The organism is uncultured Friedmanniella sp. (assembly GCF_964244005.1).
Lineage (GTDB): Bacteria > Actinomycetota > Actinomycetes > Propionibacteriales > Propionibacteriaceae > Microlunatus.
This window is the reverse complement of record NZ_CAXTHG010000010.1, coordinates 52400-66101: the sequence shown is the minus strand read 5'-3', so window position 1 is coordinate 66101 and position 13702 is coordinate 52400. Positions and strand designations below refer to the sequence as shown.

Below are 13702 nucleotides of genomic sequence, written 5' to 3'. Positions count from 1 at the left end.
CCTCACCGTCGATCCCGCTGTCCGGGGCAGGACCAGCGGCCGGCGCTTAATATATTGTTCCGTGATTGAGAGTCCGCGACTCACCTCCGCGTTCGTGAAGCGGGAGTGGCTGAAGCAGCTTCGCAACGCGCTGAAGGACCGGAATCTCACTGCATCAGGAACCGACTCCTACGGCCGATCGAGCAACGGCGTCCAAGACGGCCTGCTGCTTCCGCTTCGAGCGTGGGGCCGAGGCGAGACGGGCGTCAGTCTGGAGTTCCCTGCGGTGTCGGTGACCGTGGCGGCGGTCGAGGAACTGGCGGCCGAGTTACGCGGCGGCCCTCTCAACCAGGACAAGGTCACCCACGGCATGACGCTGCTCGCTCTGCTTGAGCTCTCGTCCGCCAATAATCCCTCCGCCACCACGGACCTGAACGTCGATGCCCTCGAAGACCTCCCACAGGTCACCGACCTGGTGATGAAGATGGTCGACGACGTCGCCGCGCCCTGGTGGCAGTCCTGCCAAGACCTCGAGGCTTTGCTGGCGCAGATGCGGGAGCGCGAGAAGGGGCGGCAGTTCCTCAGCATGGAGACCCTCATCGCGCTTGCTCTGCTGCAGGGTGACCTCGACACCGCACGAGGCACCCTCAGCGCGTACGACTGTGAGCTCGACCGACGCGGAGCCGACCTGCCTGCCTTTGCCGTCAACCGCCGCTTCCGCGATGCCGCACGCGCGCGCCTGCAGAGCCACTGATCTGGTGGTGAGGGGCGACACGTCAGAGAGGTAGGCCCAGCTGATTGACGACGAAGTCGATCCGTTCTTCTGATACAGCTGGTTGGCAGCCTGGAGTACCGCCATCGGCACTGGGGACTGCTCCGGGTCGTCCAGCACGTTGTACTGAACGCGCAGAGCGCTCCCTTGGGCCTCAGGCACCTCACGGAACAGTTCTCCCGAGAGCTGATCAGCCTGGTCGGACCGACCACGAACCCCTCGCTCTGGGTTCACCTGCTACCGGTCGACGGACCGGACCGAGCCGACCCGGCCGGCACCTTCGACCGGGTCCTGCGGCACCTGGGCGTGGATCCGGCGAGCGTTTTGAGGGCCCCGCCGAGAGGTCATTCCTGCGGCGTGACCGCGCCGGCACGGACCTCGAAGCGGCGGCCTCGCAGCTGGTCGGGCACGTCAGCCCCCACAGCGGCGGTGATCAGCACCTGTTCGGCGGCGCTGACGCCGCTGGCCAGCCGTTGCCGGCGGGTCACGTCCAGCTCGGCGAAGACGTCGTCCAGCACCAGCACGGGCTCGATGCCGTCAGCCCGCAGCAACGAGAAGCTGCCGAGCCGGAGCGCCAGCGCCAGCGACCAGGACTCGCCGTGGCTGGCGTACCCCTTGGCCGGCAGCACGCCGAGCGCCAGGGCGATGTCGTCGCGATGCGGACCCACGAGGGAGATCCCGCGCTGGATCTCGTCCGGACGGCGGTCACGCATGGCGGCGACGAGCACGTCGGCCAGCTCCTCGCGGTTGGCCGCGCCGTCCAGCTCGACGGAGGACCTGTACTCGGCCGTCGCGTCGTTGTTGGTCGGCGCGATATCGGCGTAGGCCTTCGCGGTGTGCGGCCCGAGATCGGCCAGCGTGGTCAGCCGGGCGGCCAGCAGCTCCCCACCAGCCCGGGCGAGGTGGGTGTCCCAGACCTCGAGCGTCGACGCGGCCTCCGGCGCAGGCGCACCGCCTCGGCTCCGACCACTCAGTGACTTGAGCAAGGTGTTGCGCTGCCGCAGCACCCGGTCGTAGTCGGCCCGGACGCCGGCCATCCGCGGCCAGCGGGTGACCAGCAGCTCGTCTAGGAACCGACGGCGCTCGCTCGGGTCGCCCTTGACCACGGCCAGGTCCTCCGGTGAGAACACCACCGTCCGCAGCACCCCGACCAGCTCTCGGGCGCGACGTAGCGACGAGCGGTTGAGCTGGGCCCGGTTGGCCTTGCCCGGGGTGATCTCGACCTCCAGCCGCAGGAGGCGCGGGTCATCCCGGCCGGCCTGCACCCGAGCCCGGACCACGGCCCGTTCGCAGCCCGCCCGGACCAGCGGCAGGTCGGTGGAGACCCGGTGGGAGCTCAGGGTGGACAGGTACTCGATCGCCTCGACCAGGTTCGTCTTGCCCTGCCCGTTCGCCCCGACGAACGTCGTGACGCCGTCACCCAACGCCACGTCGACCGCGGTGTAGGACCGGAAGTCGGCCAGCTGCAGGTGGTCGACGAACACGGCCACAGCGTACGTGTTCTTGGCCATCGCTCCGTTTGAGGTGCGACGAGGCTGCGGGGCACCCGGACCGCGCGCCTCCGTCGAAAGGAGGAGCCGGTGAACATGCTTTTCGTTCACCGGCGACGACGTCGACGGAGGGCCAGAGCGCGGTCCGCGCCCGAGCGGAGCGAGGGCAGATCAGGCGGGCAGCCGCATCAGCATGATGACGTGGCGGTAGTCGGTGCGGATCTCGCCGTCCAGCTCGGGCACACCGGTCAGCTGGCAGGGCTTGCTGGGGGCGGTGAAAGCGAAGTTCACGTACGGGGTGTCGAACGCTCCGAGCGCGTCCAGCAGGTAGGTCGGGTTGAACCCTGCGGCCGTCACGGCCTGGTCGCCGCCGCCCGGCTGGTCGACCGTCGCCTCGATCGACTCCGACGCCTGGGCTTGATCGCCGGTCGCGGCTTCGAGAGTGACCACGCCGTCGCCGATCAGCATCCGCAGCGACGTGTTCCGCTCGGCCACCAAGGCGACCCGCTTGGCCGCGGCGATCGCGTCCGCGGTGGCGACCCGCACGTTGAGGACGGCGGCGGTGTTCATGATGTGCCGGACCTTGGGGAACTCCCCGTCCAGCAGCCGGGTGGTGGTCTGCCGCGCGCCGGCCGCACCGTGTCCCTCGAAGCCGATGATGCCGTCGCCGCTGCCGGAGTTGGCCAGGCTGAGCTGCACCTGCTCGCCGGCCGTCATCGACCGGGACGTCTCGTTCAGCACCTTTGCCGGCACCAGCGCGGTCGCCGAGATCTGAGTCGAGGTCGGGTTCCAGCTCAGCTCCTTGAGCGCCATCCGGTAGCGGTCGGTGGCCAGCAGCGAGATGGTGTCGCCCTCGATCTCGACCCGGACGCCGGTGAACACCGGCAGCAGCTCGTCCCGGCCGGCCGCGACCACGACCTGCGAGACAGCCTGGGCGAAGACGTCGCTCGGCACGGTCCCGGTGGCTTCGGGCATCGACGGCAGCGACGGGTAGTCCGCGACCGGCAAGGTCTGGAGGGTGAAGCGGGCGCTGCCGCAGACCAGCTCCATCCGGTTGTCGTCGGCGGTGATGTCGACCGGCTTCGCCGGCAGGCTGCGCGAGATGTCAGCCAGCAGCCGGCCCGAGATCAGGGCCTGTCCCTCGTCCGAGACGGTCGCCGCGACGGTGATCTGGGCGGAGGTCTCGTAGTCGAAGCTGGAGAACGTGACGCCTTCGGCGTCGGCTCGAACGAGCAGCCCGGCCAGGATCGGCACGCTCGGCCGCATCGGCAGGCTCCGGGCCGCCCACTGGACGGCCTCGGCCAAGACGTCTCGTTCGAGTCTGATCTTCACGCTGGTTCCCTCACCCCTGATCGGGTCGAACTCGGGCGGGCTCGGAGTGCCCACCGTAGGACGTGCCCAGGACGGGCCCGACGAATCATACCGACGAGGGGCCCGACCGCCAGACCGCCGACTCCCCGCCGCGACCGGGCAGCCCTACCGGTCGCGTAGGTCTCACGGGCCAACCCTGCCGCCGCGATCAGGCCCGTTCGTGGGGCAGCAGCTCGCGGAGGTCCTCGGCGGCGGCCATCACCTCGTCCTGCAGCGGCTTGAGACGCTCCAGGCCAGGCGGGACGGGGCCGGTGAACACCGGCCGGATCTGGAAGACCAGGTCGAGCAGCTGCTCCCGGGTGGGGACACCCTTCCGGGCCATCATCGCTTCACCGGCCAGCCGGCTGTACTCGCTGACCCGACCCCGCCAGCCCGGGTTGTCCAACGACTGCGCCTCGCGCATCTCCGCCGCGAGGGCGTCGAGCGCCTGCTCCAGGCGGACGAGCTGCGGCCGCCGCCGTTCGACGTCGATGGTGATCGGCGCCTCGGACTCCTCGTCCTCGTCGTTGCGGTCCCGACCCAGCAGCTTGCTCAGAAAGCTCACGCGTCGATTGTGCCCGACCGCTCGCCGTTCGGGACCAAGGTCACGGACCTTGGCCTCTATCCACAGCCCGACCCTTGCGAGACTTCGTCTTTCTGACCTTTACGTAGAACAGGTAGTCGTAGTCGTAGGTGCTGTGGATGCTGGGGACAACTACCGTCCCCCCACGTCGTACCGCGAGTCGCCGCCGCCGCCACTTGTGGAGTTCTCGAAACTACACGGGGAGTATCTGCGGACGCGCTACCGACGCCGACCACCCGACCCGCCGCCCATCCCCCACCCCACCCCGAACATCCACACTTGTCCACAGGCTTCTCCCCAGCTGTGCGGAAGCAGAAACACAAAGGAGACATAGCCCGAGTGAGGCCCGGGGAAACCAGGGTGCGTGGCCGAGTGGGGCCCGGGAAAAGCGAGGCGCAACCTCTTCGAGGCCTTCGACAAGCTCAGGACGCGCGATCCGCGCGCTGGCAGCAAGGGCGGGGGTCTGGGAGGTGAGGGGCCGGGCGTGGATGGGTCTGGCGGGAGCTCGCGCTCAACGAAGTCGAACGCCGCGTATGGCGGATGGCTCAGCGCGAGCGGATGGTTGCCCGGCCCCTCACCTCCCAGACCCCCAACCGAAACCAGCCAAAGAAACGCCAAACGACGATCAGCGCTGCGAGGCCTGCTGCTTGATGCGGTTCGTCAGCTCGGTCACCTGGTTGAACACGCTTCGGCGCTCGGCCATGAGCGTCCTGATCTTCCGGTCGGCGTGCATCACCGTCGTGTGGTCGCGGCCGCCGAACTGCTGACCGATCTTGGGCAGCGACAGGTCGGTCAGCTCGCGGCACAGGTACATGGCGATCTGCCGGGCGGTGACGAGCACGTGGGTGCGGCTCTGCCCGCACAGGTCGTCGAGGGTCAGGCTGAAGTAGGCGGCGGTCTGGGCCATGATCATGCCCGTCGTGATCTGGGCTTCCCCGCCCTCAGGGATCAGGTCTTTGAGCACGATCTCGGCGAGGGCCATGTCGACCTGCTGCCGGTTCAGGCTGGCAAAGGCGGTGACCCGGATCAGCGCGCCTTCGAGCTCGCGGATGTTGGTCTGGATCTTGCTGGCGATGAACTCCAGCACGTCCGGGCCGGCGGTCAGCCGTTCCTGCGCGGCCTTCTTGCGCAGGATGGCGATCCGGGTCTCGAGGTCGGGTGGCTGGACGTCGGTGATCAGGCCCCAGCCGAACCGGCTGCGCAGCCGCGGCTCGAGGTTCTCCAGCAGCTTGGGCGGCCGGTCGGAGGTCATCACGATCTGCTTCTGCGCGTTGTGCAGGGTGTTGAAGGTGTGGAAGAACTCCTCCTGGGTCTGCTCCTTGCCCTCGAGGAACTGGATGTCGTCGATCAGCAGCACGTCGACGTCGCGGTAGCGGCGGCGGAAGTCGGCTCCCTTGTTCTGGCTGATCGCGTTGATGAAGTCGTTCGTCAGCTCTTCGGTGGAGACGTAGCGGACCCGGACGCGGTCGAAGTAGTTACGGATGTAGTGCCCGAGGGCGTGCAGCAGGTGGGTCTTGCCCAGGCCGGACTCGCCGTAGATGGTGAGCGGGTTGTAGGACTTGCCGGGGTTCTCGGCGACGGCGATCGCGGCGGCGTGGGCGAAACGGTTCGAGCTGCCGATGACGAAGGTCTCGAATGAGTACTTGGCGTTCAACCGCGCGTCGGGTTCCCGGCGGCGGCTCGGATCTCCGGCGCCGGAGGTCAGGTCAGGGGGTCCACCCGGCGGGATACCGCCCTCGGTCGGCCGGAAGTCGGGTTTGGCGTAGTCCTCGGCGCGGGCGAAGTCGTCGCGTGGCAGCTGGCCGGCGTAGCCGGCGCCAGGGTTGGACGCCCCGCCGAGCTGTCCGTCAGAGCTGCGCTGCCCCTCGAAGGTGCGCTGCCCCTCGAAGGTGCGCTGCTCGTACGCGGCAAAGTCACCGCCCCGGTCGCTGTCGGACACCGGCGTGCTGCCGTCGGGCTCGGCGGGGGTGAGTGACTCGTCCACGATGACGGCGAGCTGGATGGCCCGACCGAAGAAGCCGGAGAGCTCAGACTCCAAGACGGAGCGGAAGCGGCCCTCGAGCTGGTTGCGGGTGAAGTTGTTCGGCACCGCGATCATCAGCAGGTCCTGGTGGAGCGCGACCGCCTTGCCCGTCTCCAGCCAGCGGCGCAGCTCGGGGGGCACGTTCGCGTGCAGCTGCTCCCACGCCTGTTGGGTGGACCCGGCTGCGTTCTCCGCAGGTTCGCTCACTCACATACTCCGAGAAGTGTCGGGCCTGGCATCACCGAGCTGAGGGAACTGATCCGCATGGGGGCGGCCCGGACGGGTCGTCTTCCACCGGTGCTCGGCGTGTCGTGCGTTCGGGGGGGTTGGGTCACCATATCCCTTCCACACAGTTATCCACACCTGTGTACGACCGCGAGCGCCATCGACCCGACCTCGGTCGAGGCCCTGGGGGAAGCCACGCACGAGCACCCGGTTGGGCACGAAAACTGACGTGAGGTACCGGTCGGGAAGACGTCGAAGAGGTCGGGAGGTTGTGAAGGGCAGCCACGGAAACTCGGGCGAACCGGGACGCTAGCAACCTCCCCGACCTTCTGCAAGAGATGGAGCCAGATCGGCAGGACTTCCACGGCGTGTCGGCTGGACGTCGTCGATGGTTTGACCGGCGCTGCGGCGCCCCGTACCGTTGGCAGGTCGCTGTCCTGCAGCGGACGCTGTCGGACGCCTGCATGCGGGCGCCAATAGTGCCCTAGAAGCCCGTACATCTTCGAGCAATATTTGGAGCTCCCGTGAGCAAGCGCACTTTCCAGCCGAGCCTCCGTCGTCGTAGCCGTACCCACGGTTTCCGGCTGCGGATGCGGACCCGTGCAGGACGCGCCATCCTGGCCGCGCGTCGTCGCAAGGGCCGCTCCGAGCTCTCCGGCTGAGCGCCCGACCCTGAGCCCCGCGGTGCTGCCGCGCACGTCCCGGCTGAACGTCTCCGGCGACTTCCGATCCACGATCCGACGCGGCACCCGTGTTGGTCGACCCACCTTGGTGTTGCACGCCGGAGTCTCTCCGACACGCTCCGGGGTCCGGGTGGGGTTCGTGGTCTCGAAGGCGGTCGGGAACGCCGTCGTCCGCAACCGGGTCAAGCGTCGGCTGCGCCACCTGGCCGCCGAGCACTTGGTCGCGTCGGAGGCCGGGGTCGATGTCCCCGGAATCGATGTGGTCGTACGAGCCCTGCCGGCGTCCGCGGCCGCGGGGTCGCAGCTGGGTACTGAACTGACCAGCGCCTGGACCAAGGCTCGGGGTCGCCTGTCGTGAAGCACCTGCTGATCGGTCTGCTCAAGGTCTACCGGCTCGTGATCAGTCCGCTCTACGGCGACGTGTGCCGCTACTACCCCAGTTGTTCGGCGTACGCGCTGCGGGCGGTCGAGGTGCACGGCGCGATCCGCGGCACCTGGCTGGCGGGTCGGCGCCTGTTGCGCTGCCACCCCTGGGCCGTGGGTGGGTACGATCCCGTACCCGGTACCCCAGAACATGCCGAGGAAGTTCGCGATCAAGCGCGCCGAGCGACGACAATGGGACCGGCTGCTGCAGTCGTCTCTCCGCAGCACGACGAAACCCACGATCCAACCCACAAGGCAGAGGACGCGACTATGCGTCACGACGAGGTGTGAACTGATGGACGCGTTGCTCCCGATGCTGGTCACGATGACTATCTGGGACCCCTTCATCTCGGTCGGCAGCGCGATCATGCAGCCGCTCTACTGGGTGGTCTCCGGCATCCTGGTCCTCTTCCACACCGTCTGGTCGCCGGTGTTCGGCCAGGACAGCGGCTGGACCTGGGCGCTGGCCATCATCTCGCTGACCATCGTGATCCGGGTCGCGCTGATCCCGCTCTTCGTCAAGCAGATCAAGTCCTCCCGCGCGATGCAGCTGCTGCAGCCCAAGGTGCGCGAGCTGCAGAAGAAGTACGGCCACGACCGGGAAAAGCTCGGCGCCGAGACGATGAAGCTCTACAAGGAGCACAACGCCAACCCGTTGGCCTCCTGTCTGCCGCTGTTGCTGCAGTCCCCCATCTTCATCGCCTTGTTCCGGGTGCTGGACGGCGCCTCGCGCCTCGGCGACGACGGCCGACCGTTGGCCCGCGGCCACTGGCTCAAGATCCACCCCGAGCTCGTCGACTCGCTGAACAGCTCGACCATCTTCGGCGCCCGGATCTCTGACACCTTCACCAAGGCCGGCTTCGCCAACGGCATCAACAGCGTGCACATCGTCACGATCTTGCTGATCCTGGCCATGACCGCCACGCTGTTCGTCACCCAGCTGCAGCTGATGCGCAAGAACATGCCGGCCGAAGCGCTGACCGGCCCGTTCGCCCAGCAGCAGAAGATGATGCTGTACCTCTTCCCGATCATCTTCGCGATCGGTGGCATCAACTTCCCGGTCGGTGTCCTCATCTACTGGTTCACCTCGAACCTGTGGACGATGGCTCAGCAGTTCTACGTCATCCGCCGCAACCCGGCTCCCGGCACGCCCGCGTACGACGCCTGGGAGGCTCGGCGGAAGGCCCACCACAAGGACTTGGTCGAACCCATCCGCTCCGACCTCGAGGTCGAGGCGGAGGCCGCTGGGACCAGCGTGAACCGCGTCATCCGCCAGCAGCCCCGCAAGCAGACCCGCTCGCAGCGCAAGGTCTGAGCCGCCCGGGCCGGGCTAGCCGTACCGCTCCACCCAGGACGTCCTGCGGGGTTTCACCGACGCCTCGCGGGTTATCAACACCGAGATGAGCACCATCCCTCGGGAAAGAGGACCGATGACTGACGCACCCACCAGCACCGACGAGCTCGAGCAGCCGGCGACGGAGGTCGACGTATCCCCGGCGGAAACCGCGTCCACCGAGGACGAGGCCAGCCCCGAGGACGTGTCGACCGCGGACAACCCGCTCGACACCGAGGCCGAGATCGCAGCGGACTACCTCGAGGAGCTGCTCGACATCGCCGACCTCGACGGCGACATCGACACCTACATCGAGGGAGACCGAGCGCACGTGTCCATCGTCAGCGAGTCCCAGGTGCTGGTGGGCAGCAACGGCGAGGTGCTGGACGCGCTGCAGGAGCTGACCCGGCTCGCGGTGATGACCGAGACCGGCGACCGCAGCCGACTGATGCTCGACGTCGCCGGCTACCGCGACCGTCGCCGGGCCGAGCTGGTGGCCCTGGCCACCGAGGCCGTCGAGGAGGTCCGCAGCTCGCAGACGCGGGTACCCCTCAGCCCGATGAACCCGTTCGAGCGCAAGATCGTCCACGACGTCGTGGCCGCCGCCGGACTGCACAGCGAGTCCGAGGGCGAGGAGCCCCGCCGCCACGTCGTGGTCCTGCCCGCCTGAGGCAAGGAGCGCGTCCGGGCGCGCGTGGTGCTGTCTCGGACGCAGGGTGCAGAATGCTGGTTGTGCCTGCCCCGCTCGAGCAACGTCGTGCCCTGCTGACCCCGATCCCTGGTCCTCGCTCGCGCGAGCTGATGGAACGCAAGCTGTCTGCCGTCGCGTCCGGCGTCGGCACCACCATGCCGGTGTTCGCCGCGCAGGCCGGTGGCGGCGTCGTGCTCGACGTCGACGGGAACTCCCTGATCGACCTCGGTTCGGGGATCGCCGTCACCACCATCGGCAACAGTGCGCCGCGCGTGGTCGCCGCCGTCCAGGAACAGGTGGAGTACTTCACCCACACGTGTTTCATGATCACCCCGTACGCCGGTTACGTGCAGGTGGCGGAGGCGCTGAACGAGCTGACGCCCGGTGACCACGACAAGCGCACCGCCTTGTTCAACTCCGGCGCTGAGGCGGTGGAGAACGCGGTCAAGATCGCCCGGGCGTACACCCACAAGTCGGCGGTGGTCGCCTTCGACCACGCCTACCACGGCCGGACCAACCTGACGATGGCGATGACGGCGAAGAGCATGCCGTACAAGTCGGGGTTCGGTCCGTTCGCGCCCGAGGTCTACCGCGCTCCCCTGTCCTACCCTTACCGCGACGGCAAGGAGATGGACGGTGAGCGCGCCGCCCGGCGAGCCATCGACGTGATCGAGAAGCAGGTCGGTGCCGCCAACCTGGCCGCGGTGGTGATCGAGCCGATCCAGGGCGAGGGCGGCTTCATCGTGCCGGCCGACGGCTTCCTGCCCGCCCTGGTCAGCTGGTGCCGGGCCAACAACGTGGTCTTCATCGCTGATGAGGTGCAGAGCGGGATCGCCCGGACCGGTGCCTGGTTCGCGTCCGAGCACTTCGGGATCGTGCCCGACCTGGTCGTGACGGCCAAGGGCCTCGCCGGCGGGATGCCGCTGTCCGCGGTCACCGGCCGCACCGAGATCATGGACGCCGCCCACGGTGGTGGTCTCGGCGGTACGTACGGCGGCAACCCGGTCGCCTGCGCGGCCGCGCTCGGGGCCATCGAGACCATCACCGACGAGGGCCTGCTCGACCGGGCCGTCGAGCTCGGCCGGGTGATGCTGCCGCGACTGCACCGGCTGCAGGCCGAGGACAGCCGGATCGGCGACGTCCGCGGCCTCGGCGCGATGATCGCCGTCGAGCTCGTGCACCGGGACACCACCGACCCCGACCCGGACCTGGCCAGGCTCGTCGCCAGCGCCGCCCACCGCCAGGGCGTGATCCTGCTGACCTGCGGCACGTACGGCAACGTGCTGCGGCTGCTGCCCCCGCTCAGCATCTCCGACGCGCTGCTCGAGGAGGCGCTTGACGTGCTCGCCGACATCCTGGCCGAGACCGACGAGCGCCAGCCCCAGGTCAGCATCGACCAGGAGGCCACAGCGTGACCGTCCTCGCCCACACCCGCACGGCCGAGTGTCCGGTGGGTGCGCAGGGGTGACGTCGCATCCGCTGGATCCGCTGACGCCGTCCGAGTTCAACCTGGTCAGAGAGCTGTTGGCGACCGAGCACGGGGTCGGACCCGGCTGGCGCTACACCAGCATCGAGGCCGTTGAGCCGACCAAGGACGCACTCGTCCGCTTCGACCGCACCGGCGAGCGCCCGCCGCGGCTCGCCACCGCCGTCTGCCTGGACCGCAGCAGCAACCGCGTCCACCGCGCCCGGATCGACCTCGACCTAGGCACCCTGACGAGCTTTGACCACGTTCCGGGGGTGCAGCCGAACTTCACCCTGGACGAGTGGGAGGAAGCCAACGCCATGCTCAAGGCGCACCCGGACGTGCAGGCCGCGCTGGCCCGCCGCGGGATCACCGACCTGAGCCTGGTCTTCATGGACACCTGGACCTACGGCGCCTCCTTCGTGCCCAAGGCCTACACCGACCGCCGGGTGGGCTGGTCCGACACCTGGGTGCGGTCCCGGCCCGGGGCCAACCCGTACGCCGGTCCGGTCAACGGGCTGCACTGCATCGTCGACCTGAACGCGATGGCCCTGCTCGAGATCGAGGACGTGCCAGCTCCGCCCGTTCCGCCGGTGATGGGTGAGTACGTGCCCGGTCTGGTGCCGGCGGAGCTGCTCGCCGGCCGGCCGGAGCGTAAGCCGCTCGCAATCACCCAGCCCGACGGGGTCTCCTTCAGCGTCGACGGCCAGCAGGTGCGGTGGCAGCAATGGTCGTTCCGGGTCGGCTTCAACGGTCGTGAGGGGATGACGCTGCACGACGTCTCCTACTTCGACCCGTACGCGCCGGGCGGCGCCCGCGACCGGTCGATCGCGCACAAACTGTCGTTCGCCGAGATGGTGGTCCCCTACCGCGACCCCGGGCCGGACCACCTGCGCCGGACGGCGTTCGACATCGGCGAGTGGGGCCTGGGCTTCCTGACCCAGTCGCTGGAGCTGGGGTGTGACTGCCTCGGCGAGATCCGCTACCTCGACGCCACCACCCATGACAGCCTCGGCGTGCCTCGGGTGATCACGAACGCGATCTGCCTGCACGAGGAGGACAACGCCGTGCTCTGGAAGCACGTCGACCACGACGGCGGCGCCGAGGTGCGGCGGATGCGACGCTTCGTCGCGTCCTTCCACGTCACGGTGGCCAACTACGAGTACCTCGTCTACTGGCGCTTCTACGAGGACGGCAGCATCGAGTGCGAGGTCCGGGCCACCGGGATCATGGTCGTCACCCACTTCGCCGAGGACGGGTCGTTCCCCTACGGCGTGCTCGTGGACGAGCGCACCTACGCCCCCAACCATCAGCACTTCATCGTCGCGCGGCTCGACCTCGACGTCGACGGGACCGACAACACCGTCCAGATGACCGAGACCCGGTCGGTGCCGATCGGGCCCGACAACCCGTACGGCATCGCCGTGGCCCAGCACAGTCAGCCGCTGCGGACCGAGGCCGAAGGCCGGCAGGACTACTCCTGGGACAGTCAGCGCGCCTGGAAGGTCGTCAACCCGCACGTCCGCAACGGGCTGGGTACGCCGGTGGCCTACAAGCTCGTCCCTGGTGGGGCCATCCCGACCTTCTTCGACCCGTCGTCCCCGGTGTTCGCTCGGGCGCAGGTGATCGGCCACACGCTATGGGTGACTCCCGAGTCCCCGGACGAGCGTTGGCCTGCCGGGGAGTTCGTCACCCAGAGCGGGCCCGGTGAGGGACTGCCGGCCTGGACGGCGGCGGACCGCCCGATCGAGGACACCGATGTGGTGCTCTGGTACACCTTCGGGATCCACCACATCCCGCGGCCGGAGGACTGGCCGGTGATGCCGGCCGACATCGTCTCGTTCTGGCTCAAGCCGGTCGGCTTCTTCGACCGCAACCCGGCACTGGACGTGCTGCCGTCGGGAGACGACTGCGCACCCGGGCACGACCACGGCAGCCATCCCGCGTGAGCGTCGCGGCGGAAGTCTTCGGTGCTCGGTTCGACGCTGTCAGTCGATATGTCGACATTCTGAGGTCGACAGGTGTCGAGTGGGGCCTGATCGGGCCGCGCGAAGGGGACCGGCTGTGGGAACGGCACATCTTGAACAGCGTCGCGCTCGTCGGTCTGCTCCCCCGGTCCGCTACGGTCGTCGACGTCGGCAGTGGCGCGGGCCTGCCGGGACTCCCGCTGGCCATCCTGCGGCCTGACCTGCAGGTGACCCTGCTCGAGCCGCTGCTGCGACGGGCAACTTTCCTCACCGAGACCGTGGCCGAGCTGGACCTCCGTTCGTCGGTGACTGTCGTCCGTGCCCGCGCCGAGGAGCATCGGCACTCCTACGACGCCGTCGTCTCGAGAGCCCTCGCTCCCCTGGACCGGCTGCTGACCTGGTGTGGTCCGCTCCGACACCCCGACGGCGTGATCCTCGCACTGAAGGGCCGTACGGCCACCGATGAGCTGCGGGCCGCCGACCGCGAGCTCCGTCGTCAAGGTCTGGACGGCGAGGTTTTGACCGTCCGCGCGCACCAGGGTGCGGAGTCGACCACCGTGGTCCGGCTTCGACGCCGCCCGCGCTGAACCACCAGCGCTGATCACCCGTGGCCGCCTGCGTGCCTGGCGGGCTCGGCCTTCCCCGGCCGGTAACGTTATCCGTCACGAGGACAGGGGAGGCCATGGCAGTAGGACCGGTACGCACAGACAGGGTCAGC

Annotated in this window: 13 protein-coding genes; 9 read left to right on the top strand and 4 right to left on the bottom strand. The window is 68.8% G+C overall.

The features are described 5' to 3' along the window. Nucleotides 1-61 precede the first annotated feature (61 nt). Entirely contained in the window at nt 62-733 is a 672-nt protein-coding gene (locus ACFE76_RS08465; protein WP_375431305.1) for a hypothetical protein, read from the top strand. Between the two features lie 362 nt (nt 734-1095). On the opposite strand, the gene recF is transcribed toward ACFE76_RS08465, so the two are convergent. From recF to dnaA, 4 genes are all read right to left on the bottom strand, one after another. Next, nucleotides 1096-2262, bottom strand: a complete 1167-nt coding sequence (gene recF / locus ACFE76_RS08460; protein WP_375431304.1) for a DNA replication/repair protein RecF — start codon at nt 2260-2262, stop codon at nt 1096-1098. 150 nt (nt 2263-2412) lie between these two features. Then, nucleotides 2413-3573, bottom strand: coding sequence for a DNA polymerase III subunit beta (dnaN, locus tag ACFE76_RS08455; RefSeq protein WP_375431303.1), 1161 nt, complete (start codon nt 3571-3573; stop codon nt 2413-2415). Nucleotides 3574-3760: 187 nt separating this feature from the next. After that, nucleotides 3761-4156, bottom strand: a complete 396-nt coding sequence (locus tag ACFE76_RS08450) for a hypothetical protein (RefSeq protein ID WP_375431302.1) — start codon at nt 4154-4156, stop codon at nt 3761-3763. Between the two features lie 643 nt (nt 4157-4799). Next, nucleotides 4800-6404: a chromosomal replication initiator protein DnaA gene (gene dnaA / locus ACFE76_RS08445; protein ID WP_375431301.1), complete on the bottom strand. Its 1605-nt coding sequence runs from the start codon at nt 6402-6404 to the stop codon at nt 4800-4802. A 542-nt stretch (nt 6405-6946) separates the two neighbouring features. On the opposite strand from dnaA, the gene rpmH reads away from it, so the two are divergent. The 8 genes from rpmH (at nt 6947) to rsmG (ending at nt 13571) form a co-directional block, all read left to right on the top strand. Then, a complete protein-coding gene (gene rpmH, locus ACFE76_RS08440; RefSeq protein WP_375424427.1) occupies nt 6947-7084 on the top strand; it encodes a 50S ribosomal protein L34 in 138 nt (45 codons plus the stop codon). A gap of 22 nt (nt 7085-7106) precedes the next feature. Next, nucleotides 7107-7463: a ribonuclease P protein component gene (gene rnpA, locus ACFE76_RS08435; RefSeq protein WP_375431300.1), complete on the top strand. Its 357-nt coding sequence runs from the start codon at nt 7107-7109 to the stop codon at nt 7461-7463. Beyond that, a complete protein-coding gene (gene yidD, locus ACFE76_RS08430; RefSeq protein ID WP_375431299.1) occupies nt 7460-7819 on the top strand; it encodes a membrane protein insertion efficiency factor YidD in 360 nt (119 codons plus the stop codon). The genes rnpA and yidD overlap by 4 nt, the downstream gene beginning before the upstream one ends. Nucleotides 7820-7832: 13 nt before the next feature. Next, nucleotides 7833-8843 (top strand): membrane protein insertase YidC, encoded by a 1011-nt coding sequence (gene yidC / locus ACFE76_RS08425; protein WP_375431372.1) that lies wholly within the window; start codon nt 7833-7835, stop codon nt 8841-8843. A gap of 115 nt (nt 8844-8958) precedes the next feature. Continuing rightward, nucleotides 8959-9531 (top strand): protein jag, encoded by a 573-nt coding sequence (locus ACFE76_RS08420; protein ID WP_375431298.1) that lies wholly within the window; start codon nt 8959-8961, stop codon nt 9529-9531. 62 nt (nt 9532-9593) lie between these two features. Next, entirely contained in the window at nt 9594-10967 is a 1374-nt protein-coding gene (gabT, locus tag ACFE76_RS08415) for a 4-aminobutyrate--2-oxoglutarate transaminase (RefSeq protein ID WP_375431297.1), read from the top strand. Between the two features lie 49 nt (nt 10968-11016). Continuing rightward, nucleotides 11017-12966, top strand: coding sequence for a primary-amine oxidase (locus ACFE76_RS08410; protein WP_375431296.1), 1950 nt, complete (start codon nt 11017-11019; stop codon nt 12964-12966). Continuing rightward, nucleotides 12963-13571: a 16S rRNA (guanine(527)-N(7))-methyltransferase RsmG gene (rsmG, locus tag ACFE76_RS08405; RefSeq protein ID WP_375431295.1), complete on the top strand. Its 609-nt coding sequence runs from the start codon at nt 12963-12965 to the stop codon at nt 13569-13571. Before ACFE76_RS08410 ends, rsmG begins: the two co-directional genes overlap by 4 nt. Nucleotides 13572-13702 lie beyond the last annotated feature (131 nt).